The organism is Halopelagius fulvigenes, assembly GCF_042662625.1.
In the GTDB taxonomy this organism is placed as follows: Archaea; Halobacteriota; Halobacteria; order Halobacteriales; family Haloferacaceae; genus Halopelagius; species Halopelagius fulvigenes.
In genome coordinates this window covers 101313-127514 of the sequence record NZ_JBHSXH010000009.1, presented here as the reverse complement: position 1 = coordinate 127514, position 26202 = coordinate 101313, and the positions used below count along the sequence as shown (strand labels likewise).

The window sequence follows — 26202 nt, the reverse complement described above, 5'->3', positions numbered from 1 at the left end:
GCGCGTCGCCGCCGAGGAGGGCGAGGGCGTTGCGGAGAATTCGTCGCTGCGCCTCCGCGGCCTCGAAGTCCCGCCCGGGGAGGAAGGCGACTTCCGAGCCGACGCCGTACGTATCACCTTCGCCGACGCGCCACGCGAACGCCGCCTTCTGCGCGACGTGGAACGCCTCGCCGCGAATCGTCGAGGCGAGTACGTCGCCGGCGGCCGGGAGTGACCCCTCGTACCGCGCGAACGGCCGCGCCGCCTCGGCCGGTTGGGTGTGGAGTTCGCGGAGGGGAAATCCCTCGAACAGGGGGTGGTCGTCGAACGTGCGCTTCTTGAGGAGTCCGCTCGGGTCCGCCGGCGTCTCGGCGCCGACGGCGTCCGGCGCGACGGGGTCGATGCCGAACGGTTCGACGGCCGAGAGGGCCCGGAGCGTCAGGAGGAGACCGTTTCCGGCCTCGAGAAACGCCGTCACGGCGTCGGCGCAGGCGGCCGCCTCGCCTCGAACCGGGTCGAACGGGCCGTCGCGGTGCCACCACGCGGCGTCGAACCGAGAGAGCGAGCGTTCGCCGGCGGCGACGTCTCCGAGCGCGACGCTCTCGACGGCGGCGACGGAGCGTTCGCACCACTCGCGGGCGGCGCGTTGTTCGTCCGTGAGTTCGTCCGCGTGCAGGAACGCGACGCGAACGGGGAGTTCGTCCATCGTCGCTGTCGTTCGAGGGGACGAGGTATTAACTCGTGGAATAGTACCCACCTTTTTGCGCCGAGTAGTCGCGCGGAGTGTGGCCCGAGGCAGGAAAAGCCGGTGCAAAAGGGCCGACGTCGAAGACGGCTCGGTCGGCGAACCGCTCACGGGTGCTCGGCGGTACTTCGGCGTACCGCTTCTCTCCCAAACCGCTCGACACAGCCGAAGTAGATACGAACGCTCTATGCGGGCAGTAGGTCGTGCCCGAGTTGGCTGAGCATGCCGAAGATGTCGAAGTTCGCCCACCGTTCGGCGACTTTCCCATCTTCGATACGGACGACGTTGATGCCCATGATGTCGATGCGGTTGCCGGTGGGTTCGATTCCCATGAACGAACCCTCGTGAGTTCCCGTCGCCCGTCCCCAGAACGCGACTAGGTCACCCTCGGCGATGTATCGGTCGACGGTGAAATCGAGGTTCGGGAACGCCCGGTGGTATCCCCGGATGAACTCCTTGAACTCCGAGAGCGGTTCCGCTCCGTCATCCGTCGGGTCGTGGTACACCTGACGTTCGGTGAGGATGTCGTCCATCGCTCCGACGTTCCCCTCGTTCCACACCACCTCGACGTAGCGGCGAGCGACTTCCTTCGGATCTGTGTTTTCGGTTGCCACGTCTATCGTACGCTCCGAGCGACGAAAAACATAGACGCAGATACCACCTGCACCGCGGCGATGTAATCGGCATCCGTGGCGGACCGTTCGAGATACGACTCGTACCGCGAGGTACGCTTCGCGCACCCGAGGCGCAAAAAGGTGGGCTAAAGTGACCCGAATACCAAGCACGCGATATGAACTACCGGACGCTGGGCGATTCGGACGTGGAGGTCAGCGAAGTCGGATTCGGCGCGTGGGTCGTCGGCACCGACTGGTGGGGCGACCGGTCGAAGCAGGACTCCATCGACCTGATTCACCACGCGATAGAGCGGGGCATCACCTACTTCGACACCGGCGACGTGTACGGCCACGGCCACAGCGAGGAAGTCGTCGGCGAGGCCATCGCGGAGTACCGCGACGACGTGACGCTGGCGACGAAGGTGGGCTACGACTTCTACAACAACCCGCAGGCGGGTCACGGCGAACTCCCGAAGGAGATTACCGGCGAGTGGATTCGCTCTGCGACCGAGAAGAGCCTCGAACGCCTCGACACCGACCACGTCGAACTGCTCCAACTCCACAACGCGAACGCGGACGAGGTGGACGAGGACGTGTTGGAGGCCCTCGACGAACTCCGCGAGGAGGGCCTCGTCGACGCCGTCGGCTGGGCGCTCGGCCCCTCCATCGGCTGGCTGGCCGAGGGCGACATGGCCATCGCAGAGGAGTTCGACTCCGTGCAGCTCGTCTGGAACCTCTTCGAACAGGAGGTCGGCAACCACTTCCTCGACACCATCGAGGAGACGGGCTCCTCGACGAGCCTCATCCCGCGCGTGCCGCACTCCTCGGGCCTCCTGAACGAACAGGTGACGCCCGAGACGGGCCACGACTTGGACGACCACCGCGGGTTCCGCCCCGACGCGTGGTACGAGACGGGCTGGGAGAAGATAGAGACGCTCCGCTTCTTGGAGCGAGACGGCGAGCGAACGATGGGGCAGGCCGCAATCGCGTACCTGCTGAGCCACAACGCCGTCGCCAGCGTCACGCCGACGTTCCACACGCGGGAGGACATCACCGAGTGGGCCGCCGCCTCGGAGGTGCCGAAACTCTCCGAGGAGGAGATGACCCGCGTCGCCGACCTGTACGAGGACAACTTCGGCATCGACCGCGACGACGGGATGGACGAACTCCGCTCGTCGGTCGGCGGCGACGACATCGAGGCGGCGGGCATCGACAAACAGCCCAGCGCGGGCCCGCGCAGTTCCGCCGACTGACGCCGTGAATCGAACGACGAAGGCGTTTCTCGCCCTGACGGCGGTCGGACACGCCGCCGCCGCGGCGTGGATTCGCCGCGACGCCCGCGCCCGCGACGCCGACGCGTCGCCGTGGGACCTGCTGACCGCCATCACCGGCCTCTTCGGTCTGGCAGGCTACCTCCGGTCGCGTCGCCGGGCGGACTGACACTTTTTATCCGAGAGCGCGGAACGTCCGCGTATGCTCTCGACCGACGCGCTCCGACGGAGGGGACCGTGACTGAACGCGCATACGCGCCCGGGAGCGTGACCGTCGTGTTCGTTCCGCAGGACGACCCCGAGGAGGGCTCTCTCGGCGTCAGTTTCGCCGTCGAGGACGGCGTGACCGCGACGGTCGAACCCGCCGCGGAGACGGTCGTCCGCCTCGACGGCGACCGAACCGACTTCGAACCCGTCGAACGCCTCCTGTCGCGTCTGAACGTCAGCGCCGCCGTCGAACTCGACGCCGCCGTCCCCGTCGGGCGGGGGTTCGGTGCCAGCGGTGCCGCCACGCTCGCGACCGCCCTCGCGGCGAACGAGGCGTTCGGCCTCGGTCGCTCCCGCGAGTCGTCGGTGCGGGCGGCCCACCGCGCCGAAGTCGCGGCGGGGACGGGCCTCGGCGACGTGTTCGTGCAGGACCGCGGCGGCGTCGTCTGGAACACCGGCGACGGCGTGCGGCGCGCGGAACCCGACGGCGAGACGGTCGCGTACGCGTCCTACGGCGGCATCTCCACCGTGTCCGTCCTCGGCGACAAGGAGGCGATAGCCGCCGTCGCCGCCGCGGGGCGGGAAGCGCTCTCGTCGTTCGACCCCGAAGCGCCCCTCCCGGAACTGTTCGATGCGGCGTGGCGGTTCGCCGACGAGAGCGGGTTGGCGACGGACGCCGTGCGTACCGCCGTCGCAGACGTCACCGCGGCGGGCGGGTCGGCGACGATGGCGATGGTCGGCGAGACGGTGCTGGCCGTCGGCGCGCCGGGCGTCCTCCCGAACCGGACGCGACTCACCGCTTCGGGCGCGGAACTCCGCTGAGTCGACTCTCCCGGCGTCAGCGGCGGCGATCGCGGCGGCGGGAGGCAAAGTTATTTTCGTCCGGTTGTCAATTAGCGCGGTATGTCCGCCCTCCGAAGCGCGAGCGAGTGGTTCTCCGTACAGGCAGAGACGTTGAAAGAGAATCCGGCGCTGCTCGGATTCGTCGTCGCCCTCTGGATGACGCTTTTGGTGCTGTTCTCCGGCGGGAATCCCGTGATGGCGTTTCTCATCCTCGCTCCGGTGTTCACGGCGATGGGGTACGGCGTAGACGCACTCATTCAGAGAGCGTTCGGGAACGACGCCGGCACCGCCCCGAGCAGAGGAGAGGAGTACGAAACCGGCTACGGGAACGAGTACGAGACGGCGGACGAGGGACGGGCGATAGCGCGTCTGCGCGAGCGGTACGCCGCCGGGGAGATAGGTCACGACGAGTTCGAACGCCGCCTCGAACGGTTGCTGGAGACGGAAGAACTCGCGGACGGGGCGTCGAGACGGCGCGAACGCGAGTACGAGTACTGAACCCCTTCGTTTCCATTCGAAACCGCTCGCCCGAGGGGCGTCTGACGTGCAGTGGTAACCGTGTCTGACCGAAGGAGAAAGAGCGGGGTTCGTTCGTGCGTCGGTCCGTCTCAGGCGAGGAACACGTGTCGGGGTCTGTCGGCCAACACGTCCCGACCCCACTGGACGGTGTCGCGGAACTCGTCGGACCGGAAGAACGCCATCGCGTCCTCGCGGGCGTCCCACTGGCTGGCGATGAACATGTCGTCTTCGTCTTCGACGTTCACCATCAGGTCGGTGTCTTGGTGGCCGTCCATCTCCTCCAGCAGGCCGCCGACGGTGCCGAACTTCTCGACGAACTCCTCGCGGTAGTCGGATTTGACCGTGTAGAACATCCCCATCGTCCCGAATCCGGACTCCTCGCCCGCGCGGGAGACGATGCCGGGGAGTTCCGAGAGGAACCCGGCGGCCGTCTCGGCGGCCGACTGGGTGTCCCAGATGCTCACGACGGCGCTTCGGTCGCGTTCGTTCGCCTCGTACACCGCCGTCTTGACGTGCGTGTCGTAGTGCTCGAAGTTGCCGCGGAGGCCCTCCACCTCCTCGAACAACTCGTCGGTGTCGGCCTCGGAGTAGAGCACCGTCGCGTAGACGTCCTCGCCGTGGGGCTTCCCGGCGTAGATGTTCAGGTCTTCGAGTTCGCCGCGGATGTCGCCGGACGTCCCGCCGTCCTCGCCGTGCGGGGCGTCGCCGTGGGCGCTTCCGCCGCCGCGGCCGTGGTGGCCGCCGCCGCCGTCACCGTGGTGCGCGGAGTCGCCGTGGGCGTGACCGTGCGCCTCGCCGTGCGCGCCGCCGTGTTCGCCGTGCGGGGAGTCGTGGTCGGCCGTCGGAACCGCCTCGCCCTCCAAGTACGCGCCGAGGTCCGCGGGCGGGAAGCGGCGGCCGACGTAGAACCGGCCGAACTCGCCGTACTTCGAGGAGACGTCGTCGAACCGCATGTCGTAGACGATGTTCTTCATCTCGACGGGGTCCTCGGCGAACAGGGTCACGCCCCACTCGAAGTCGTCGAATCCGACGGAGGAGGCGATGACCTGCTTTATCTTCCCGGCGTAGTCGCGGCCGGTGTCGCCGTGGTCGGACATCATCTCCGAACGCTCCTCGAAGGAGAGGTCGTACCAGTTGTACTCCTCGCCGCGGCGCTTCGACATCGGGTAGAACGCCACGTACTGGTCCTCGGGGATGTCGGGCTTCAGTTTCCCCTCGATGTAGTTGCGGAGGCCGGCGTCCACCTCCTCTTTGTCGCCCTCGAAGTACTCCTGTGAGACGTAGCCCGACACCTCCGTCACGGAGACGTACGAGGTCGGTTGCTCCGTGAACGCCGCCAGCGCCGTCCGTTCGAACTGGCGTTCGGCGCGCGAGAGGTCGTCGAGCGTCGGTCGGAGGTGGACGACGAGAAGGTCGGCCTTGTGACCGAGGACGGAGAAGACGGCCGACGCCCCCTCCTCGGCGTCCTCGACCGCCTCGTGCGTTCGGAGGTACGCGACGCCCTCTTCTATCGCGCGTTCCCGTTCGTGGGCGGGCGCGTCGCGCCACGCGTCCCAGTCGACGGTTCGGAAGTCGTGCAGGACGAACCAGCCCTCGTCGGTCGGTGGGGCCTCTGGCATACCGGTGAGTTGGAATCCCTCCCGTATGGGAGTTGCGAGTCGTCGCCGCGGTTCGAGAACCGCCCGAATCGGCGGCCGGCGGGCGAAACTGTCCGGACCGAAACTCTTTCACGCGGATAGTCGGAAACAACTTCCGATGCGGAAAAGCGGCCCGCCGAAAGGCCTCATCTCGTACTTAGTGCTGGAACTGCTGGAAGAGAAACCGCGGTACGGGTACGAGATACTCAAGGAGATAACCGAGATAAGCGGCGGTCACTGGGAACCGTCGTACGGGTCCGTCTACCCCATCCTCTACAAGTTCGAGGAGAAAGGCTGGGCCGAACGGGTCGAACGCGAGGAGGAGTCCGACCGCAAGTACTTCGAACTCACCGAGGCGGGCGAGGAGGAACTCGCGGAGAAACGCCGCGAGGCGGGCGGGAAAGCCAGCGAGTTCGCCGACATCATCCTCGGTTTCTACCACGTCTACGTCGGCTTCGCCACCGACGAGCGGTTCGAACTCGAACCGCCGGCGGACGGGTGGCGCTACGACGAGACGTTCAGTTCGTGGATAATCGAGCAGTTGATTCGCCACCACGAACGCGACTTCGGCGAGTTCGAGCGAATCGACGCGACGCCCGAGGAGTTCTACGACCGCGAGGGCGTCGAGGAAGACGGCGAGTAACCGGCTACCCGCCGAGGACCGTCGGCCCGAAGATGAGCACCAACAGCGACAGCAGCATCGTCACGCCGACGCTCGTGGTGATGGTTCTGACGAGGGGGTACGGTTCGTCCACGGGCAAGCGGGAGACGACGGCCTCGACGCTCGTCCGCAGGATGCGCCCGCCGTCGAGCGGATAGCCGGGGATGCAGTTGAACATGCCGAGCTGGAGGTTTATCCACGCCATCCAGAAGCAGACGTTGGCGAGCAGGAACACCCCGGTTCCGAGGAACCCGAGCGGTCCGGTCACCGCGTAGAAGTTGTAGACGTTCTGCGTGAAGCCCGGGAAGTTCGGGATGCCGAGGACGAGCGACGCCAACGGCAGGATGAGCGAGACGTACACCGCTCCGAGCGGCGAGTCCGCGACGCCGCCTGACAGCGACGCGGCGTCCGGGCCGCCGTCGCCGCCGAGGAGCGAGACGTACGTCCCCGCGGGGTACGACTGGACGCCGAAGTCGGTCAGGAGCAGTCCGCTCGTCCCGAACAGGTTCACGCCGAGGAAGCCGCCGCCGTCGCGGGGGTTCTCGCCCAGCGTCACGTCGTACGTGCTGAACGACCCGTCCTTGTACACCTCGACGGACACCGTCTCCCCCGGCGAGATGCCGTCTAAGACGCGCCCGAGCTCCGTCGAGGAGGTGACGCGCGTCCCGTCCACGGCGGTGATGACGAACGGTGCCGAGGGGACGCCGGCGTCGGCGACGGGGCCGTTCGAGGCGACGGACGTGACGTACGCGCCGACGGGAATCGTCACCGTACCGCGGGAGGTGGTCAGTTCGGCGAACCGGTCCCGACCGACCGCCTCGGAGAAGCCGCGTTGGGTGTACACCGGCGTCCCGTTGACCGCCTCGACGCGGATGGGTTCGTCGCCGCTGCCCACAGAGAGGTTCGCGGGGTTGCCCGCGACGGTGCCGGCGACGACGAGTGACCGTCGGACCGTCACGGTCCGCGTCTCGCGGTCGGCGGCGCTCTGTCCGCCGTTGAGTTCGACCTGCACCGACCGCGCGTCGGCGTTCAGAAGCGCTCTGTCGAGCGAACTCTGGTTGCTCACGGGCATCCCCCCGACGGCGGTGATTCGGTCGCCCTGCGAGATGCCGCCGGCGGCCGCGGCCGACCCGTCGTACGCCCCGGCGACGGCCATGCCGGGCGCGACGCCGATGGAGGCGATGACGGGGCCGAACAGCAGGGCGAACGCGACGATGGTGACGGCGAAGTTGTTCGTCACGCCCGCGGCGAACATCCGGGTTCGGCCGCCTCTGTCGGCGTTGCGTTGGCTCTCCTCGTCGGGTTCGACGAACGCGCCGAGGGGAAGCACCGTGAAGAGGAACACCCCCATCGACTCGATGTCGATGTCCTCGACGCGACAGAGGATGCCGTGGCCGCCCTCGTGGACGACGAGTCCGACGAGGAGGCCGAAGACGATTTCGGGGGCCACCGAAAGCGGCAGGAAGTCGTTGACGCCGGGGATGACGAGGAAGTTCTGCGGCTGATTGACCGCCGAGGGCGCGGGCGGGTTCTGGAGGATGAAGACGCCCTGCGCCAGGAGGAAGAAGAACATCCCGAACATGATGACGAGGGCGGCGCCGACGCCGACGTTGCTCCACGCCCGCCAGAAGCGCTTGGGCGTCGCGAGCCAGTCGATGAAGTCGCGACCGCGTTTCGTGTGTATCGTGGTGAACGGACCCTGTACCTTGACCGAGGAGGGGAGGAGACCGCGTCGTCGGAGGAAGAAAGCGGCGAACGAGTACGCCAGCAGGCCGACGAGAACCCACAGTAGCGTGTTCATCAGAGGAAGGGAAGTACGCGCCGGTGAAAGACGTTCGGATTGTCGGAGCGTTCCGAGTCGGCCCCCCGCCGTCCCAAGGAGTATATGACAGGGCGGAGGAGTACCCGACAGAGATGTTCGAAGGGACGCACTACGAGGTCAGACAGAAGTTCGGAATCAGCACGAAGTACCGCGTCTACGAGGACGGCCGGCCCATCCTCGAGTCAAAGAAGAAGAAACTCCGCCTGAAGGAGGACTTCCGCTTTACCGACGCCGACACCGGCGAGGAACGCTTCCGCGCGAAGGCCGACAGCGTCCTCGACATCGCCGCCGCCTACGACATCGTAGATTCGAAGACGGGCGAGCGAATCGGGTCGGTGAAGCGAAGCGCCATCTCGTTTGCGAAGCACGAGTACGCCCTCCTCGGCCCGGACGGGGAGACGGTGGCGTACATCCGCGAGGACAGCGTTCTGAAGGCCATCATCCGCCGGAACGTGACGACGTTCCTCCCCTTCACCTACAACGTGGAGGGGCCCTCGGGCGAGTCGTTGGGGTCAATTCACGAGTCGTTCTCCTTCCGGGACAAGTACCAGATAGACCTCACAGACACCGCGTCCGTGGACCCCCGACTCGTCGTCGTCGGCGCGGTGGTCGTGGACGCGATAGAGGAGAACTGAGGGAGAACGGGGCCGGTCAGGCTTCCCGGCGCAACCGTTTCACGACGAGGTCGCGGTCGAGTTCGCCGAGGAACTCACCGAGGCGCGGCCCCTGCGGTTGGTCGAAGAACAGGCGGTAGCCGGCCTCGAAGAACTCGCCGACGTCCACGTCGTGTCGCTTCGCCGCCTCGTATATCTCGCCCTGTATCTCCTCGCCGTCGTGACCCTCCTCGACGAACGCCGCCAGGTCCGCCAAGGCCGCCTCGACGTCGGCGTCGAACGCCACGTCGGGCAGGTCAGCCTGCAGACGGTAGTTGTACTGGTTGTCGAGGCGTTGCGCCCACGCGTGCGCGCGTTCGACACGTTCGAGAGCCTCCTCGACGGCCCACTCGGGGGTGTCATCGTCGAAGTAGCCCTCGTTCGTCGCCATCCGAATACGGAGGTCCCTGTCGTCGGTCATGCCGAGGACGGCCGCGAACGTGTAGGGGAGACGGACGCGTTCGTCGCGCACCTCGTCCACGACGAACGGGTACGCCCGGTCGGCGAGGGCGTCGAGGTTCTCGTCGTCCTCCTCGCCGAAGTAGATGCGCTCGAAGCGGTCGAACTCGTCCACCAGTTGGTCGAGACGGGAGATGTCGAAGTCCTTGGCCTTCTTCGGGTTGCGGACGAAGAAGTACCGGAGCACCTCCGGTTCGAGGAGTTCGAGGATCTCGTCGACGGTGACGATGTTCCCCTCCGAAGAGGAGAGGGGGTCGCCGTTGAGCGTGAACCACTCGTACACCATCGGCACCGGCGGTTCGATGCCGAGGACGTTGCGCGCGATGTCGTCGCCGGATGGCCACGACCCCTCGGCGTGGTCCTTGCCGAACGGTTCGAAGTCGACGCCGAGGACCTGCCACTGGCCGGGCCACTCGAACCGCCACGGCAGTTTCCCCTCGCGGAAGGAGGCGGTGCCCTCGTGGCCGCACCCCTCGATGTGGCGGTCGCCGGCGTCGATGCCGTCGCAGACGTACTCGACCGTCTCCGAGTCGAGGTCCACGCTCGTTATCGTCTGGGTCAGCGTGCCGCACTCCTCGCACTGCGCCATGAACGGGACGTACTCGTCGTCCACCTTGTCCTGATACTCGCTCAGCACCTCGCGCGCCTCGTCGGCGCGTTCGAGGACGCGGCGGACGACGGGGTCGAAGTCGCCGTTCTCGTACAGTTCGGTGTTCGACACCATCTCGATGGGGACGCCGATGAGTTCCGCGCTCTCTTCGAGGAGGTTGGTGAAGTGTTCGCCGTACGACCCGACTTCGCCGAAGGGGTCGGGGATGTCCGTGTAGGGCTTCCCGAGGTTCTGGCCGAGTGCGCCCGCGTTCACGTCGCCGAGTCCGACGATGTTCCACTCGTCGTCGGCGAGTTTCCGCGGGAGCTTCCGGAGGGCGTCCTTGTCGTCGGAGGTGAACACCTGTCGGACCTCGTGGCCGCGTTCGCGGAGGGCCTCCGCGACGAAGTAGCCGCGCATTATCTCGTTGAAGTGGCCGAGGTGGGGGACGCCCGACGGCGAGACGCCGCCCTTGACGACGATGGGGTCCTCCGGGTCGCGGGCCTCTATCCGGTCGGCTATCTCGTCGGCCCAGAAGGCGCGGTGCTCCGTCGCTTCGCTCTCGGCTTCGACGGACGGGAGTTCCTCGGACTCGGGGGTATCTTCGGTCATCTACTGCTGTGCCCAGTAGCTCGGTTCGTCGCCGACGCCCTCGGGGACGATGTTCGTCCCGTCGTGGTCGCCCGAGAGGACGGCGCGTTCGATTCGCCCGGGGTCGGTCCCGTCGAGGACGATGGTGCGAACCTTCGAGCGTTCGATGAGTTTGGCCGCCAGGAGGTCCACGGGCGCGGACGCCCCCGCGTCGCGACTCATCGGCGCGATGACGTCTACGAGCTCTGACGCGGAGAGTTCGTCGTACTTCTCCGCGCCGTCGTCGGCGCTCGGGTCCGAACTGTAGACGCCGTTGACGCTGGTTCCGTAGACGAGGAGGTCGGCGTCGACGTACTCCGCGAGGGCCGCCGCGACGGCGTCCGTCGTCTGTCCGGGCATGACGCCGCCCATGACGGAGATGTCCCCGCGGCGGATGGCGTCGCCCGCCTCCTCGTAGTCGTGCGCGACCTTGGGGTCCACCCGCGGGCCGAGTGCCGCGATGAGCAGGCGGGCGTTGATCCGCGTCACGTCGATGCCGATCTGGTCGAGTTGGACCTCGTTGGCTCCGAGGTCCCGCGCCGCGCCGATGTAGTCGCGCGCGACGCCGCCGCCGCCGACGACGGCACCGATCTCGCAGCCCTCGCGGGCGAGGTTCTCGACGACGGACGCGTGCCCCTCGACGCGTCTCGCGTCGAGTTCCGGCGCGAGTACGCTCCCGCCGATAGAAATGACGACTCTCATTGCCCCGTCGTTGCCACGAACCGGTCTTAAGGGTTATCAAGTCCGCGACGGACTGACGCCGCGACTCACCCGTCCCTCGCCCGACCTATCGCGGAGCGAGGCGCTTCGCGCCCGAAGCGGACCCGCGGAGCAACACTAAAGCCCGTCGCAGACCGCCGTTTCGGATATGCACCTACTCGGAGTCGTCGGGCCGGGGGCGACGGCGCTGTGCGAACGAGTCGCACCCCTGCTCGACGGGCGCGTTGCGACGGTGGAATCGCTCTCGGACGTGTCGGGCGGGGACGCGGCGGAGTCGGTGCCGTCGCTCGACTCCCCGTCGGATGGCGACGCCGCCTACGGACTCGGCGCGGACGGGTCGTGGGTCGCCGCGGGCGACGGGAAGACGCTCGACGACGTCCTTGACGAGTTGGCCGCGACGTACGACTACGCGCTCCTGTCGGGGTTCCCCGACGCCGGCGCGCCCACGGTGGCACTCGGCGGGGCGGAGGCCGGCGACGCCGAACTCGAAGCCGAGGACGCCGAGTCGGTCGACCTCGACGCCGTCGCTGAACTCGCGGAGGCGGGCGAACCGCACGTCACCCTCGAACGCCTCGTCGAACGGGCGAAGGCGTCGCCGCGGGCCGAGTACGCCGGCGCCATCGCCACGTTCACCGGGCGCGTCCGCGCGAAGGACGACGAGGACGACGCGCGAACCGTCCGGCTGGAGTTCGAGAAGTACGACGGCGTCGCCGAGGAGCGAATGGCGAGCATCGAGTCCGAACTGGAGGCGCGCGACGGCGTCGAGGAAGTCCTCCTGTTCCACCGAACCGGCGTCGTCGAGGACGGCGAGGACATCGTCTTCGTCGTCGTCCTCGCCGGGCACCGCGGGGAGGCGTTCCGCGCGGTGGAGGACGGGATCAACCGCTTGAAGGACGAAGTTCCGCTGTTCAAGAAGGAGACCACCGTCGAGGACGACTTCTGGGTCCACGACCGGGCGTGAAACGTCCGCGTACGCGTCCGCCGCGCGTCTGACGGCGATGGCGACCCGAGCCCGAACGGGGACAAAACCAGCAAGAAATACCGTCTTAACGCCACCTAACCGGCAATATCTTCCGCTTCACGGATCCAATGTTTTCATCCGTTACTCAAAAGAACAAATCGTTTATATCGGTTTCTAAAACGTCTAATCGGTTTCTGAAGCGTCGTGAAACGTGCATTTTTCGCTATTTAGGGGTGAAAGCGGTCGAATTCCCACTAACGTTCCTTTCTTTATATACTCTCCCGGAAGCATGGAGGAAGTGAGGTCACACAGATGAGCGCAACCGCAAACCCCTCCACCGAGTCCGCAAGCGAGAACGTCTCGAAAGAAGACCGTCTGAAGCAGTACCTCGTCGAGAAGGCGCAGGACGGCGAGCTGTACTTCAAGTCGAAGTTCATCGCGGACGAGGTCGGTCTCTCGCCCAAGGAGATCGGCGCCCTGATGGTCAAGCTCCGCGAGTCCGCGACGGAGCTGACCATCGAGAAGTGGTCGTACACGAGCGCGACCACGTGGCGCATCGAACCGAACCACGCCTGAGCGGGCGCGTTCGTCGCTGAACGACCGCCGCCCGAGTGTCCCCGCGACTCCTTCCGCCGTTCCGACCGCCGCGCGTCGGCGGGGCCTCCCCCGCCCGCCGACGACGAGCGGTCACGACACCCGCTGTCACGGGATTTATACCGACGTGCGACATACTTGTGTAGCGATGGAATCCGTCGATTCGGCGGAGGCCCCGCCGGTCGAGGCCCTCCAGTCGGTGTTTCACCTCCACGAGACGCGCCGGGACGGTGACCGCATCCTCTACTACGGCGAATCGCTTGTCCCGGAGCGAATGCTCGTCCGCGAGGTGTGGCCCGTCTTCAGGCGCGCCGGATACGAAGTGCAGGTCACCTCGACCGCCTCCGGCAGGGAGGACGTGATCGTCGCCCGACCCGTCTCCGAGGGCGTCGAGGGCGTCCCGTGGAAGAACGTCGGCCTCTTCCTCGCCACCGTCGTCTCGACGATGCTCGTGGGCGCGCTAACGTGGTACTACATCCCCCTCTCGGAGGTGATGGCGAACCCGCTGGTCGTCCTCCGGGCGTGGCCGTTCACCGCCGCCGTCCTCGGCGTGTTGGCGACGCACGAACTCGGCCACTACGTCGTGGGACGGTACCACGGGGTGGACATCTCGCTCCCCTATCTCATCCCATTCGTCTTCCCGTTCGGGACGCTCGGGGCGATAATCCAGATGCGCGGGCAGATGCCCGACCGGGAGGCCCTCTTCGACATCGGCGTCGCCGGCCCGTTGGCCGGTCTGGTCGCGACGGTCATCGTCACCGCGGTCGGCCTCTCCCTGCCGCCGATGACCATCCCGTCGTGGGCGGTGCAGGAGGGCGGCGAGGTCATCGTCTTCAACAACCCGCCGCTTTTGAACATCATCGCGGAGATACTCGGCCGACCGACCGAGTACACCGACCCGACGGTCACCGTCCACCCGGTCATCATCGGCGGGTGGGTCGGGATGTTCTTCACCGTCCTGAACCTGCTCCCCGTCGGGCAACTCGACGGCGGCCACATCGTCCGCGCGATGGTCGGCGAGGCGCAGGAACGCGTCGCGGCGTTCGTCCCCCTCGTCCTGTTCGGCCTCTCGGGGTACCTCTACTACGGACTCGGAAACAACCTCAGCGAGTCCGTCGGCCTGTGGGCGTTCTGGGGGCTGTTCTCGACGGTCATCGCGTTCAAGGGCCCCGCCGACCCCATCGACGAGTCGCCGATAGGGCCAGCCCGCATGGCGCTCGGTCTCCTCACGTTCGCGCTGGGAGCGCTCTGTTTCCTCCTCGTGCCCATCGAAGTGATGACCGTCTGAAGGGGCGGGGGCTCCGTCTCGGACTCTACCCGTTCGACGCGTGGGTGTATCCCTCGTCGGGGACCGGTTCGCCGTCCGCGACGATTCCCTCGGCCGTCACCTCGCCGACGACGGTGACCGGGACGGGGGCCGACGCCCGAACCGCCGAGAGGTCCGACTCGGGGACGGTGAACACGAGTTCGAAGTCCTCGCCGAAGTACGCCGCCATCTCCCTCTCGTCGCCGTCGCCCCCGGCGTAGTCGGCGACGGCGTCGTGGACGGGGAGACTGTCCCACGACACGTCGAACCCGCAGTCGGACGCCTCCGCGAGTTGGTGGAGCGAACGCGCGAGTCCGTCGCTCGAATCCATCATCGCCGTCGCGTGCGGCGCGACCGCGACGCCCGAGGCGACCCGCGGGGGGAACCGAAAGAGGTCGTTCCCGCGTTCGACGTCGCCCGCCTCGAACGCGCGGAGTCCGGCGGCGCTTCGGCCGAGAGCGCCGGTGACGCAGACCACCTCGCCAGACGACGCCCCGGACCGGAGGACCGCACCGTCGTCGCTCACGTCGCCGAGGGCCGTCGTGGCGACGGTGAACTCGTCGTGGGTGTCCAAGTCGCCGCCGACGTACTCCGCGCCGACGGACTCGCAGACGTCGCGCGCGCCGCCGACGAACGCGCGGAGTTCGTCCTCGTCGAGTGCGGGCGCGCCGTAGGCCGCAACCGCTGCCGTGGCCGCCGCGCCCATTGCCGCCACGTCCGAGAGCGACGCGCCGACGGCGCGCCACCCGGCGGTGTACCGCGTCGTCCCCGCCGGGAAGTCGGTGGACTCGTGGAGCATGTCCGTCGTCACCACCTGCGCGCCGACGACGGCGGCGTCGTCGCCCGCGCCGGGGAGGTCCACCGCGAGCGCTCGGAGCGCCGTTCGTTCGTCCATGCTCACTGTCTCGTCCCGACGGCGAAAAAACCACCCCGTCGCGCCGGTCCGCGCTGCGGCGTCGGTCCGGCTCCGGATCCCGTCGTACCCGTCGGCCGTCGGTCACTTTCGATGGCTTGATGCCGCGGACGGCCGACGGTCGGGATATGGCCCGCGAGAACCTCCGCGCCACCGTACTGGGATTTCTCGGCGCGTTCGCGGTGTTCGCGGTGCTGTTTTACTACGCCGGCGTGGACGACCTGATCGGCACCCTCCAACGGGCCGACCCCATGTACGTCGCACTCGTCGTCGCCACCACGCTCGGTTGGTTGGCGGCGTGGAGCGTCGCGCTTCGGACGGTGTTGGGCGTCCTCGGCGTCGAGATGTCGTTCGCGAAGTCGTTCTTCATCTTCAACGGGGCGATGTTCTCGAACAACATCACCCCGTTCGGGCAGGCGGGCGGCGAACCGGTCACCGCCTACCTCATCACCCGCACCGCCGACGCGGAGTACGAGACGAGCCTCGCGGCCATCGCCAGCGTGGACACGCTCAACTTCGTCCCCTCCATCACCATCGCCCTCATGGGCGCTATCTACTACGCGACGGAGGTCACCCTCGGGACGAACCGCGACCTCGCGCTGGCTATCGTGGCCGTCGTCGCCCTCGCGGTGACCGTCCCCACCATCGGCTACCTCGCGTGGCAGCGGCGGTACGAACTGGAGACGCGAATCGTCAGGAGCCTGACGCCGCGCATCCAGTGGGTCACGGAGCGCGTCCCGCGCATCACCCCTCCAACGAGGGAGGGCATCGAGAAGCGCATCAACGGCTTCTTCCGCGCCATCGAACGCATCGCGACGAACCCGCGCGGATTGGCGCTGGCGCTCGGGATGTCCGCCTTCGGGTGGTCCTTCCAGATGCTCGGCCTCTGGCTCTCGTTCAGGGCCATCGGAATCAACATCCCGCTGTCTATCGCCCTGTTCGTCGTCCCCATCGGCGCGATAGCGGGCGTGACGCCGCTTCCGGGCGGAGCGGGCGGCATCGAGAGCGTCCTCGTTCTGCTCCTGCTCGCGGCCCCCCTCCCGAACGTCACGAACTCCATCGCCGTCGCCGCCGTCGTCATCTTCCGCGGCGCGGTGTACTGGATCCCCATCCTCATCGGCGGCACCGTGATGGCGTGGGTGAGCGCTCGCGCGAACGGGGCGTAGCGAGTCGCACCCGCCCCGGGGTCCGTCCGTGCGCCGGGGCCGAACCCGTCGGTTCGGCCCGCCGGCCGTATCACGGACGGGAGAAGTCGAAAAACCGCACGGCAACCACTCCTATGTGCGTGGATACGAGATACAACTACGAGATGAGTAATTGGTCTGATAGTGGCGAGACGCGAAGACGGCTCGATACGGACGCGGAGAATCCCGGAGTGGAAGTCGTCAAAGTCGTCGCCGACTTGGAGGGGGTCCACCCGACCGAGTTGACGACCGCCTACGACCGCGTGGACGGCGTCCTCGACCACCTCTTCTCGAATCCGCCGTCGCCGGAGGCTCGGATGCGGGTCCAGTTCCGCTACGAAGGGTACCGCATCACCGTCGAACAGAACGGGAACGCGACGTTCGAGAAGATGGAGTAAGCGGGGGATAGCCGCGACGCGCGGGACGCGCCGAGGCGCGGAACGGTCGCCTCGAACCCGTCTGGTGACGCGTCGAGGCGAGAGGCCGCATCGGTCGCGTACCGCCCGAATACGATGGCTTTAAACGACGCCGTCCGGAACGAGTACCCATGGTAACCATCTATGACGTTCCGGCGGACGCCCTCATCGAGGACGTCGCCGAACGACTCGAAGAACGCATCGAGGAACCCGAGTGGATGGCCTTCGTCAAGACGGGGCAGACGCGGGAACTCCCGCCGCAACAGGACGACTTCTGGTACGTCCGCGCCGCGTCGCTCCTCCGCAAGGTCGCCACCGACGGTCCCGTCGGCATCGACCGCCTCTCGACGGAATACGGCGGCCGAAAGAAGGGTTCGACCCGCTACCGCGTCGCCGGCAAGCACTCCGACACGGGCAGCAAGAAGGTCATCCGCACCATCCTCCAGCAGTTAGAGGAGGAGGGTCTGGTCAACACCGCGAAGGGTCGCGGCCGCGTCATCACCGACGACGGTCGTAGCTTCCTCGACAACGCCGCAGCAGAGGTCTTCGAGTCGCTCGACCGCCCGGAACTCGAACGCTACGCCTGAGTCGACCGTCGAATTCTGCTTTCGGTAACTGTCACCCCTAGCGGCAGCGTCACGTCGCCTGTCAGACCTGTCCGTAATCGTTTTCAGATGCGCGACGGAATCGTACGATATGAGCGGAAATCCCGACGAGGACGAACGGCTGCAGAAGCTGCGAGAGGAGAAGATGCAGGAGTTGCAGGAACAGGCGGGACAGCAGGGCGGCGGCCGGGACGAAGCCGCACAGGAGGCGGCGCGCGAACGCGCCGAGGCGCAACAGGACGCCCTCCTCAAGCAGTACCTCACCGACGGCGCTCGGCAGCGTCTCAACGCCGTCGAGATGTCGAAGCCGGAGTTCGCGGAGAAGGTCAAGAAACAGGTGACCGCCCTCGCACAGAGCGGTCGCATCCAGGGCCGCATCGACGAGGACCAGATGAAGAGCCTCCTCAAGGAGCTTCAGCCTGACTCGAAGAGCTTCAACATCCGTCGACGCTGACGCGAACGTGGATTTAGCGCTCCTCTACAGCGGCGGGAAGGACTCGACGCTCGCCGCCCTACTGCTCGATTCTTTCTACGACGTGACGCTCGTCACCGGTCGGTTCGGCGTCACCGACGACTGGAAGCACGCCCGCGACGCCGCCGACAGACTCGGCTACGACTTCGACACCGTGGAGTTGGACCGCGCCGTCGCCGAGGACGCCGCCGACCTGATGGTCGAGGACGGCTACCCGAGAAACGGCATCCAGCGCGTCCACGAACACGCCCTCGAACGGGTCGCCGAGTTGGACGTGGCCGCCGTCGCCGACGGGACGCGCCGGGACGACAGGGTGCCGACCGTCTCCCGCGCGCAGGCGCAGAGCCTCGAAGACAGACACGACGTCGACTACCTCTCTCCGCTCGTCGGGTTCGGCCGCCACGCCGTCGACAAACTCGTCGAGGAGAAACTCGACGTGGAGTCGGGGCCCTCCGAGCGCATCCCCAAGGGCGACTACGAGGGGGAACTCCGCGCGTTGCTCGCGGAGCGACACGGTCAGGAGACCATCTCGACGGTGTTTCCGGACCACGAGCAGACGTACGTCCGCGGGCTGAAGTGACGGTTCGAAGCGAAACCCGAACGACTCTTACGCCGAGGCTGTCACCGACTCCGTAATGGTCGCTCTCGAACCCGGTATCGTCTACTCTCTCGTCGCCGCCGTCGTCTGGGGGACGTACATCTTCCTTCTGAAGCAGTACTTCGGCGGCTATCCGGGGGCCGTCGTCACCGTCGTCGTCAACGCCTTCGCCATCCTCTGGTACCTGCCCGTCACCGTGATGGAGACGGACCCCGCCGCCGTCCCGACGCTCGGTGAGTTGGGCCTCTACGGCGTCGCCGTCGTCGCCGGAACGGCCGCCCTCGTCGGCATCGCGTTCGTCCTGTTCTTGGAGGCCCTCGCCGACGGCGACGTCTCCTACGTCGCGCCGATCAACAAGCTCGCGCCCGTCTTCGTCCTCCCCATCGAGGTCATCCTCCTGAACCAGTTCCTCGGCCCCCTCCAGATCACGGGCGTCCTCGTGGCGACGCTCGCCGTCTACGTCGCCAACTACCGGGGCGGCGCGCTCTCGGACCCCCTCCGGCGAGCCGTCCACTCTCGGCCCGCGCAGCTGGCACTCGCGAGCGCCGCCTGTTACGCCGCGAGCGACGTGGGCAAGCGCGTCGCGCTTCAGGAACTCGCCATCCCGACGGCCGCCTGGGTGCCCGTCCTGTTCGCCGGCGCGGGACTGGCCGTCCTCCCCGTCGCCCTCCGGCGGTGGACGAGCGTTCGCGGCGCACTTCCGAAGTTCGCCGCCGCGGGCGCGGTCGTCGCCGTCGGCGAACACGTCACCTCGACGGCGTTCGCCCTCGTCCCCGCCAGCGTCGCCTCGCCCATCGTCAACACCCAAGCCATCGTCGCCGTGATTCTCGGCGGCGTCGTCTTACGCGAGCGTCACTTCGGCATCCGACTCGTCGCGGCGGTACTCGCCGTCGCCGGCGTCTCGCTCATCGCCGTCGGCGGCGACTTCCGCTCCGTCGGCGACGTGGTGGCCGCGCTTCCCTTCTGAGGGCCCGTCGAGCGCTCGCCGACGAACGGCGGCGAGAGCGCGAGCGTCCGGGAGAATAAGTTTATCTCCCGACACGACGAACGACTAGCATGTCGAGTGAAACATCGGAGAGCGGTCGTCGGGACGCGATGGGGAAGGGTATGGCGGTCGGCCTCGCCGTCGGGGTCGCGATCGGCGTCGCGATGGAGAATCTGGCGATCGGAATCGCCGTCGGGCTGGCTCTCGGACCCGCGTTCGGAGCCGGGTGGCCGAAGCGGGAACGCTAACCGACGGAAGCGTCCGAGCGGTACGGCGGTTCGTCCCGTCGGGAAGACTTATCACCTATTCGTAACGACTCCCGGTCGATGCCCTCCAGACGCACGTTTCTCCGCGCAGTCGGCGGTACGGCGACCATCGGCGGCGTCGGTTCCCTCCTCTCGGGTCGCCGACTCCCGGGGACCTGTCGGCCGCGAAGAGAACCGACGTGGGAACGCTCCGGGCGCAGTTGGACGACGCCCGCCTTCGGACCGGACGCTCTCTTCCTCGGCGAGTGGTTCGGGGCGACCGGAATCCGGGGGACCGCCCGACTCGTCGCCCTCAACTCGTGGGAGGGAAGCGCGGCGTGGGCGCGGACGGTGACCGGCGCGGGGTGGGGACGGCCCGCGGTCACCGACGACGCCGTCTACGCCGGCACCGGAAACAAGTCCGTCCACGCCTTCGACCCGGTCACCGGCGACACCCTGTGGGTGTGGGACGGAAGCGAGGAGGACACCATCGGCGGCGGCGCGTGGGCGCGCCCCGCAGTCGCGGACGGCACCGTCTTCGTCGCCGTCTCGACCGCCCGCGCCGACGACTCCGACCCCCCAGACGATACCGACTACGACCACCGCGTCGTCGCCCTCAACGCCCGCGAGGGGACGGTTCGCTGGACCGCCGACACGGACCGGTCCGTCTTCTCGGACCCGGCGGTCGTCGCGGGGACCCTCGTCGTCGCCGCCGAGTCGGGGACGGTGTACGGTCTTGACCCGGCCGACGGTTCGGAGCGATGGGTCGTCTCCCGGGACGCCGTCGTCGGGCAACCGGTCGTCGCGGGCGGCGAATCCGTCGTCGCCCTCGACGCGAAGACGGGCGAGGCGGCGTGGACGGCGACGCCGCCGGGGACGCCGACGGCACTCGACGCGACGGAGGACAGACTGTTCCTCGGCGACGACGAGGGCAACGCCGTCTCGTACGGCCTCCGCGACGGACGAGAGCGGTGGCGGTTCCGCGCGGAGGCACCGGTCGGCGGAATCGCCGGACTGCGTTCCGAGACGGACCAGACGGACTCCGCCCGCGCCGACGAGGTGTCCGTCGAAGCCCGCGTCGCGGACCACATCGGGTACGTCTACGCTGTGACCGACGCGGGGACCCGGACCGACCGATTCCACATCTCCGAGAGCGGTTCCGACGACCGGTGCGGGTGGGATCCGTCGCGTCGGTGGGTGAACGGCGCGACGGCGCGCGGCGATTCGTTGTACGTCTCGACCGAGTGGAGCGTCGAGCGGTTCGAAATCGACGGCGACTGACGCGGCGAATCCTCGTTCAACAGTTTCAAGCGCGACACTCCCGAACCGCGGCACATGTACGACCGACTCAAGGGCTTTCGAGACTTCTACCCCGAGGAGATGTCGGCCCGGCGGCAGGTGTTCGACACGGTGGAGGACGCCGCCGCGCGCTACGGGTTCCGCGAGATCGGGACGCCGACGCTCGAACGGACGCAGATGTACGTCGACAAGAGCGGCGAGGAGATCGTCGAGGAACTGTACGCCTTCGAGGACAAGGGCGGCCGCGAGGTGTCTATGACGCCGGAGTTGACGCCCACCGTCGCCCGGATGGTCGTCGCCAAACAGCAGGAACTGTCGAAGCCGATCAAGTGGTACTCGACGCGACCGTTCTGGCGCTTCGAGCAGGTCCAACAGGGTCGGTTCCGCGAGTTCTACCAGACGAACGTGGACATCTTCGGCTCCGAAGCGCCGGAGGCGGACGCGGAAGTCCTCGCGTTCGCCGCCGACGCCCTCACCTCCTTGGGTCTGGAGGCCGACGACTTCGAGTTCCGCGTCTCCCACCGCGACATCCTCGGCGGCCTCCTCGACGCCTTCGAGGGCGACGTGGACACCCGCGACGCCATCCGCGCCGTGGACAAGCGCGCGAAAGTCGAGGAGGAGGAGTACCTCGGTCTGCTCTCGGACGCCGGCCTCTCGTACGGCGACGCCCAGCAGTTCGACGACCTCATCGCGACCGGCGACTTGGACGCCATCGCGGAGTTCGGCGGCGACGACGTGGAGTCGGCCGTCGAGAACCTGCGGGCGGTCCTCTCGGCCGCCGACGACTTCGGCGCGGGCGAGTACTGCGAGGTGTCCCTGACGACGGCCCGCGGTCTCGATTACTACACGGGCGTCGTCTTCGAGTGCTTCGACTCCACCGGCGACGTGTCGCGGGCGGCGTTCGGCGGCGGCCGGTACGACGACCTGATAGAGTCCTTCGGCGGCCAATCGACGCCCGCCGTCGGCGTCGCACTCGGCGACGCGACCCTCCAACTGCTCTGTCAACGCGCCGGCGTCTGGCCCGAGGAGGCCCTCTCGACGGACTACTACGTCCTCCAGATCGGCGACACCCGCGAAGTCGCCGCCGACATCGTCCGCGAACTCCGCGCGGCGGGCAACGTCGTCGAGACGGACGTCTCCGGGCGGAGTTTCGGCGCGCAGATGGGCTACGCCGACTCCATCAACGCCGAGACGGTCGTCATCGTCGGCGAGCAGGACTTAGAGAACGGCGAGGTGACGATAAAGGAGATGTCGTCGGGCGACCAGACCACCGTCCCCGTCGACGACTTCCCCGGCGACGACGACGCGCCGACGTACGAGGACTACAAGTAACCGGACAGGGGAGGCGACCGGCCGTCAGACCTACTGTCGGCCGGAATCGCCTCCCTACGATGACGGACACGAGGCCCAACGTCCTGTTTCTGTTCGCAGACCAAGAGCGGGCGGACCTCGTCGCCCCCGACGGACTGCCGGTCGAGACGCCCAACATCGACCGACTCCGCGAGTCGGGGACGTGGTTCGACCGCGCGTACACGCCGACGAGCATCTGCACGAGCGCTCGCGCGTCGGTCCTGACGGGGGTGTACCCCCACGCCCACGGCATGCTGAACAACAGCCACGAGGCCGACGCGATTCGGAAAGACCTACCCGAGGGCCTGTCGACGTTCGGCGAGTTACTCGCCGACGCGGGGTACGAGAACAGTTACGTCGGCAAGTGGCACGTCGGACAGCACCGCGGCCCCGAGTCGTTCGGCTTCGAGTACTTCGGCGGGAGCGACAAGCACCACGACAACTTAGACGACCGGTACCGCCGCTACCGCGAATCGCTCGACGTGGGCGACGAGGAGATAACGGACCGGGTGTACGCCGAGTTCGACGGCGAGGAGATGCTCGTGAGCGGTACCACGTCGCTCCCGCCGGAGGCGACGCGGACGTACTTCCTCGCGGACCTCACCGTGGACGCGATAGCGCGACGGGCCGGGGGCGACGATGCCCCCTTCTTCCACCGGACGGACTTCCTCGGCCCCCACCACCCCTACGTGATCCCCGAACCGTACGCGTCGATGTACGACCCCGACGACATCGACCCGTGGCCGACGTACGCCGAGACGTTCGAGGGGAAACCGCGGGCGCACGACGAGTACCGGCGCTACCGCGGCGTCGAGGGGTTCGACTGGGAGACGTGGGCCGAACTCGTCGCGAAGTACTTCGGCTTCGTGACGTTCATCGACGACCAGATCGGGCGGATACTCGACGCCCTCTCGGAGGCGGGGTTGGACGAGGAGACGATAGTGGTCCACGCCGCCGACCACGGCGACTTCACCGGGTCCCACCGCCAGTTCAACAAGGGGCCCCTGATGTACGAGCAGACGTACCGAATCCCGCTTCTCGTCCGCGACCCGACGGCGGAGACGGTGTCGGAGTCGGACGCGTTCGTCGGCCTCCACGACCTGATGCCGACGTTCCTCTCGTGGGGCGACGCGGACGTTCCCGACGACATCCACGCGCGGAGTCTCGTCCCCCTCCTCTCGGGTGACCGCCCCGAGGGGCGGCCCGACTCGGCGTACGCGCAGTACCACGGCGACGAGTTCGGCCTCTACTCCCAGCGGATGGTCCGCACCGACCGCTACAAGTTCGTCTACAACGGCCCGGACACGAACGAACTGTACGACCTGCGGGAGGACCCGCACGAGCTGCGGAACCTCGCGGACCACCCCCACTACGCGGACGTTCGGCGCGAGATGCAGGACCGACTGGTCGAGTGGATGGACGCGGTGGACGACCCCCTCTCGGGGTGGGTTCCGAAGACGTTCCGGTGAACTACAGGTAGCCGAGGTCCGAGAGTCGTTCGCGCGTCGAGTCCGTCATCGACACCTCGCCGCTCGCCTCGGCGTGGTCGAACGACTCGACCCACCGGTCGAGGCGGTCCGAGAGCCGTCTCGTCCGCTCCCGGTTCTCCGCCGCGCGGTTCCGCGCCCCCGACGAGTCGCCCGCGCCGCCGACGCGGACGTACCGCTCGGACCCGTCGGACCCGCGGACGTACTTCTCCTCCGCGGTCCGTATCGCCCGCAGCGACCGGTCGAACGACCGCACCCGGTCGGGAATCTCGTCGAATCGCTCGGCCAGCGATTCGGGCGACGGTTGCGGGGCGAGGTACTCGGCGAAGACGGCGCGGCGGGGGGACGCGTCCGCGTCGGGGTGGAGCGACCGGCCCTGCGACTGCCGACGCAGGGTCGGGTCGTCAACGCCCGCCGCGTCGAGGAGCGTGGGCGCTAAATCGAGCGTCTGGACGAGTTCCTCCCGGCGACCGCCGCCGTCGAACGGGCCGCCGCGGAGTATCATCGGCACGTGCAACAGCGTGTCGCGGAGGTTGTACTGGTGGCCGAAGAAGCCGTGGTCGCCGACGTTCTCGCCGTGGTCGCCGAGGGCGACGAATACCGTGTCCTCCCACTCGCCCGCGGCGGCGAGCGTCTCGCGGAGGCGACCGAGTTGGGCGTCGAGGTAGGCCAGAGAGCCCCGATAGAGCGCTTCGAGCATCTCGAACTCGCGGTCGGACAGCGAGTACTCGCCCACGTCGTACGCTCTCGGGTCCTGCCGGAGCGACATCGCGTCCTCGTACGTCGCCCCCGGCGGGAGGTACGGTTCGGCGTACTCCCGCGGCGGGCGGTACTCGGTGTGCGGTTCGATGAAGTTGAGAAACAGGAAGAAGGGCGACTCCTCGCGCCGCCGAAGCCACGACTCCAGCCACGCCGTCGCGCGTTTCGCGCCGTCGCCCGGCGCGAGTTCGTCGTAGAGGAGGTTCGCCGCGTTGACCACCGGGTTCCCGTCGAACAGTCGGTCGCCGGCGGCGCGCAGTTTCGCCATCGGGTGTTCCGCCCGCGTGACGGTTCCGAGGTCCGTCTCCGACTGGATGTACTGCCAGCCCTTCCGAAACGTCCGAAACCCGCGGTCGAACCCGAACTCGGCCGTCACCCACGTGTTGTTCGAGACGCCGACCGTCTCGTACCCGGCGTCGCGGAACGCCTCCGCGAGCGTTCGGAGCGAACCGTCGAGGTAGGTGTGTCCGCCGTGCGCCCCGTGTCGAGAGGGGTAGGTTCCGGTGAACATCGACGCGTGCGAGGGGAGCGTCCACGGCGCGACGGAGAAGGCGTTCGCGAACTCGGTTCCCGACGCCGCGACGTCCGCGAGCGTCGGCATCGGCGAGGACGACACGGGTACCGTGTCCCGGCCCCGAACCGTGTCGAGGACGGCGACGACGACGTTCGGCCCGTTCATCCCCGACGCACCTCCGTCGGGTCGGCGGGGTCGGATGCGCCGCCCGGGACGAGACGCATCTCGGTAGACATAAGCAACCGTGAGGTTACGGCCCTCGGATTTTGGCTTTCGGGCTGTATATACCACCCGCGGCGACGAACCGCGGACGATAAGTCGAGAGCGCGGCCACCACCGGACGTGCGCGCGTTCCGCCTCGCCTACGACGGTCGGCCGTTCCACGGCTTCCAGCGGCAGCCGTCGGTTCCGACCGTCGAGAACGCCCTCCTCTCGACCCTCGCCGCCCTCGGCGTCACCGACGAGGAGGAGGTGCCACCGGGGTACGCCGCCGCCGGACGGACCGACGCGGGCGTCTCCGCACTCGCGCAGACAGTGGCGTTCGACTGTCCCAAGTGGTGTTCGCCGCGGGCGCTGAACAGTCGCCTCCCCGGGAGCGTCAGGGCGTGGGCGGCCGCCGACGCCCCCGACGGCTTCCACGCGACCCACGACGCCGTCCGCAGGTCGTACGTCTACGACCTCTACGCGCCCGAACTCGACGACGACGGCGCGCGCGCTGCGGCGGACGCCCTCTCGGGCGAACGCGACTTCCACAACCTCACGCCGGACGAGACGGGGACGAGACGCGACCTCTCGCTGTCGGTCGAACGCGACGGCGACTTCCTCGTCGTCCGGGCGACGGCCGGCGGGTTCGCCCGCGAACTCGTCCGCAGACTCGTCTCCGTCGTCCGCGGCGTCGGAAGCGGTGACCTCGCTCCCTCGGACGTGGACCGCCTCCTCGGCCCCGAGAGCGTCGAGGGGCCGGACGGAATCCCGCCCGCGCCGCCGGAACCCCTCGTCCTCGTCGAGGCGACGTACCCCGAGTTGACGTTCGAACGGGACCCCGACGCGGCGGCGAGTGCCGCCGAGGTGTTCGAGGGGCGGCGACGCGACGGCCTCGTGCGGGCGCGCGTCGCCGAGCGCATCCGAGAGGGCGTGGACGGAGGTACGCAATCTCGGTAGCCCT

Annotated in this window: 28 protein-coding genes; 20 read left to right on the top strand and 8 right to left on the bottom strand. The window is 68.0% G+C overall.

Annotated features, from left to right (window positions below; translation table 11 throughout):
- Positions 1 to 685 (bottom strand): DUF4960 domain-containing protein (locus ACFQEV_RS02890; protein ID WP_379694510.1); only part of this gene is annotated, 685 nt, incomplete at its 3' end.
- 224 nt (positions 686 to 909) lie between these two features.
- Positions 910 to 1338 (bottom strand): ester cyclase, encoded by a 429-nt coding sequence (locus ACFQEV_RS02885; protein WP_379692498.1) that lies wholly within the window; start codon positions 1336 to 1338, stop codon positions 910 to 912.
- A gap of 176 nt (positions 1339 to 1514) precedes the next feature.
- On the opposite strand from ACFQEV_RS02885, the gene ACFQEV_RS02880 reads away from it, so the two are divergent.
- The 4 genes from ACFQEV_RS02880 to ACFQEV_RS02865 all read left to right on the top strand — a co-directional run bounded on the left by ACFQEV_RS02880 (position 1515) and on the right by ACFQEV_RS02865 (position 4157).
- The gene (locus tag ACFQEV_RS02880) at positions 1515 to 2591 is read left to right on the top strand and encodes an aldo/keto reductase (RefSeq protein ID WP_379692497.1); all 1077 of its coding nucleotides are present in this window, start codon (positions 1515 to 1517) and stop codon (positions 2589 to 2591) included.
- A 4-nt stretch (positions 2592 to 2595) separates the two neighbouring features.
- Positions 2596 to 2778 carry a hypothetical protein gene (locus ACFQEV_RS02875; RefSeq protein WP_379692495.1) on the top strand — a complete coding sequence of 61 codons (183 nt, stop codon included), beginning with the start codon at positions 2596 to 2598 and terminating at the stop codon, positions 2776 to 2778.
- Between the two features lie 68 nt (positions 2779 to 2846).
- Positions 2847 to 3638 (top strand): GHMP family kinase ATP-binding protein, encoded by a 792-nt coding sequence (locus tag ACFQEV_RS02870; RefSeq protein WP_379692494.1) that lies wholly within the window; start codon positions 2847 to 2849, stop codon positions 3636 to 3638.
- A gap of 81 nt (positions 3639 to 3719) precedes the next feature.
- Positions 3720 to 4157 carry an SHOCT domain-containing protein gene (locus ACFQEV_RS02865; RefSeq protein WP_379692492.1) on the top strand — a complete coding sequence of 146 codons (438 nt, stop codon included), beginning with the start codon at positions 3720 to 3722 and terminating at the stop codon, positions 4155 to 4157.
- 110 nt (positions 4158 to 4267) lie between these two features.
- On the opposite strand, the gene ACFQEV_RS02860 is transcribed toward ACFQEV_RS02865, so the two are convergent.
- On the bottom strand, positions 4268 to 5797 hold the full coding sequence (locus ACFQEV_RS02860; RefSeq protein ID WP_379692490.1) for a heme-binding protein: 1530 nt from the start codon (positions 5795 to 5797) through the stop codon (positions 4268 to 4270).
- A gap of 136 nt (positions 5798 to 5933) precedes the next feature.
- Here ACFQEV_RS02860 and ACFQEV_RS02855 point away from each other — a divergent pair, with 136 nt between their 5' ends.
- Positions 5934 to 6458 (top strand): PadR family transcriptional regulator, encoded by a 525-nt coding sequence (locus tag ACFQEV_RS02855; RefSeq protein ID WP_379692489.1) that lies wholly within the window; start codon positions 5934 to 5936, stop codon positions 6456 to 6458.
- 4 nt (positions 6459 to 6462) lie between these two features.
- Here the strand turns inward: ACFQEV_RS02855 and ACFQEV_RS02850 are convergent, their stop codons facing one another.
- Positions 6463 to 8277 carry a site-2 protease family protein gene (locus ACFQEV_RS02850; protein ID WP_379692487.1) on the bottom strand — a complete coding sequence of 605 codons (1815 nt, stop codon included), beginning with the start codon at positions 8275 to 8277 and terminating at the stop codon, positions 6463 to 6465.
- 113 nt (positions 8278 to 8390) lie between these two features.
- Here ACFQEV_RS02850 and ACFQEV_RS02845 point away from each other — a divergent pair, with 113 nt between their 5' ends.
- Positions 8391 to 8933 (top strand): LURP-one-related family protein, encoded by a 543-nt coding sequence (locus ACFQEV_RS02845; protein ID WP_379692486.1) that lies wholly within the window; start codon positions 8391 to 8393, stop codon positions 8931 to 8933.
- A 16-nt stretch (positions 8934 to 8949) separates the two neighbouring features.
- Here ACFQEV_RS02845 and lysS read toward each other — a convergent pair whose 3' ends face one another.
- Positions 8950 to 10611, bottom strand: a complete 1662-nt coding sequence (gene lysS, locus ACFQEV_RS02840) for a lysine--tRNA ligase (protein ID WP_379692485.1) — start codon at positions 10609 to 10611, stop codon at positions 8950 to 8952.
- Positions 10612 to 11331, bottom strand: a complete 720-nt coding sequence (gene pyrH / locus ACFQEV_RS02835) for a UMP kinase (protein ID WP_379692484.1) — start codon at positions 11329 to 11331, stop codon at positions 10612 to 10614.
- 166 nt (positions 11332 to 11497) lie between these two features.
- Here pyrH and ACFQEV_RS02830 point away from each other — a divergent pair, with 166 nt between their 5' ends.
- From ACFQEV_RS02830 to ACFQEV_RS02820, 3 genes are all read left to right on the top strand, one after another.
- Complete coding sequence (locus tag ACFQEV_RS02830) at positions 11498 to 12310, top strand: molybdopterin synthase (RefSeq protein ID WP_379692482.1); 813 nt, start codon at positions 11498 to 11500, stop codon at positions 12308 to 12310.
- A gap of 312 nt (positions 12311 to 12622) precedes the next feature.
- Complete coding sequence (locus ACFQEV_RS02825; RefSeq protein WP_379692481.1) at positions 12623 to 12886, top strand: DUF7123 family protein; 264 nt, start codon at positions 12623 to 12625, stop codon at positions 12884 to 12886.
- 166 nt (positions 12887 to 13052) lie between these two features.
- Positions 13053 to 14192, top strand: coding sequence for a site-2 protease family protein (locus tag ACFQEV_RS02820; protein WP_379692480.1), 1140 nt, complete (start codon positions 13053 to 13055; stop codon positions 14190 to 14192).
- A 25-nt stretch (positions 14193 to 14217) separates the two neighbouring features.
- Here ACFQEV_RS02820 and thiL read toward each other — a convergent pair whose 3' ends face one another.
- Positions 14218 to 15105, bottom strand: a complete 888-nt coding sequence (thiL, locus tag ACFQEV_RS02815) for a thiamine-phosphate kinase (protein WP_379692479.1) — start codon at positions 15103 to 15105, stop codon at positions 14218 to 14220.
- Between the two features lie 146 nt (positions 15106 to 15251).
- On the opposite strand from thiL, the gene ACFQEV_RS02810 reads away from it, so the two are divergent.
- The 10 genes from ACFQEV_RS02810 (at position 15252) to ACFQEV_RS02765 (ending at position 23746) form a co-directional block, all read left to right on the top strand.
- Positions 15252 to 16289, top strand: coding sequence for a lysylphosphatidylglycerol synthase transmembrane domain-containing protein (locus ACFQEV_RS02810; RefSeq protein WP_379692477.1), 1038 nt, complete (start codon positions 15252 to 15254; stop codon positions 16287 to 16289).
- 143 nt (positions 16290 to 16432) lie between these two features.
- The gene (locus tag ACFQEV_RS02805; RefSeq protein ID WP_379692475.1) at positions 16433 to 16705 is read left to right on the top strand and encodes a HalOD1 output domain-containing protein; all 273 of its coding nucleotides are present in this window, start codon (positions 16433 to 16435) and stop codon (positions 16703 to 16705) included.
- Positions 16706 to 16854: 149 nt separating this feature from the next.
- Positions 16855 to 17310 carry a 30S ribosomal protein S19e gene (locus tag ACFQEV_RS02800; protein ID WP_379692473.1) on the top strand — a complete coding sequence of 152 codons (456 nt, stop codon included), beginning with the start codon at positions 16855 to 16857 and terminating at the stop codon, positions 17308 to 17310.
- 109 nt (positions 17311 to 17419) lie between these two features.
- Positions 17420 to 17782, top strand: coding sequence for a DNA-binding protein (locus ACFQEV_RS02795; protein ID WP_379692471.1), 363 nt, complete (start codon positions 17420 to 17422; stop codon positions 17780 to 17782).
- Between the two features lie 7 nt (positions 17783 to 17789).
- The gene (locus ACFQEV_RS02790) at positions 17790 to 18380 is read left to right on the top strand and encodes a DUF7411 family protein (protein ID WP_379692469.1); all 591 of its coding nucleotides are present in this window, start codon (positions 17790 to 17792) and stop codon (positions 18378 to 18380) included.
- Positions 18381 to 18435: 55 nt separating this feature from the next.
- On the top strand, positions 18436 to 19365 hold the full coding sequence (locus tag ACFQEV_RS02785; RefSeq protein WP_379692467.1) for an EamA family transporter: 930 nt from the start codon (positions 18436 to 18438) through the stop codon (positions 19363 to 19365).
- An 89-nt stretch (positions 19366 to 19454) separates the two neighbouring features.
- Positions 19455 to 19631 (top strand): glycine zipper domain-containing protein, encoded by a 177-nt coding sequence (locus ACFQEV_RS02780; RefSeq protein ID WP_379692465.1) that lies wholly within the window; start codon positions 19455 to 19457, stop codon positions 19629 to 19631.
- A gap of 78 nt (positions 19632 to 19709) precedes the next feature.
- A complete protein-coding gene (locus ACFQEV_RS02775; protein ID WP_379692463.1) occupies positions 19710 to 20909 on the top strand; it encodes an outer membrane protein assembly factor BamB family protein in 1200 nt (399 codons plus the stop codon).
- Positions 20910 to 20963: 54 nt separating this feature from the next.
- A complete protein-coding gene (gene hisS / locus ACFQEV_RS02770) occupies positions 20964 to 22259 on the top strand; it encodes a histidine--tRNA ligase (RefSeq protein WP_379692462.1) in 1296 nt (431 codons plus the stop codon).
- A 59-nt stretch (positions 22260 to 22318) separates the two neighbouring features.
- Positions 22319 to 23746, top strand: a complete 1428-nt coding sequence (locus ACFQEV_RS02765; RefSeq protein ID WP_379692461.1) for a sulfatase-like hydrolase/transferase — start codon at positions 22319 to 22321, stop codon at positions 23744 to 23746.
- Between the two features lies 1 nt (position 23747).
- Here the strand turns inward: ACFQEV_RS02765 and ACFQEV_RS02760 are convergent, their stop codons facing one another.
- Entirely contained in the window at positions 23748 to 25202 is a 1455-nt protein-coding gene (locus tag ACFQEV_RS02760) for a sulfatase (protein WP_379692459.1), read from the bottom strand.
- Positions 25203 to 25379: 177 nt separating this feature from the next.
- Between ACFQEV_RS02760 and truA the strand changes: the two genes are divergently transcribed.
- Positions 25380 to 26198, top strand: a complete 819-nt coding sequence (gene truA / locus ACFQEV_RS02755; RefSeq protein ID WP_379692458.1) for a tRNA pseudouridine(38-40) synthase TruA — start codon at positions 25380 to 25382, stop codon at positions 26196 to 26198.
- The last annotated feature ends 4 nt before the right edge of the window (positions 26199 to 26202 follow it).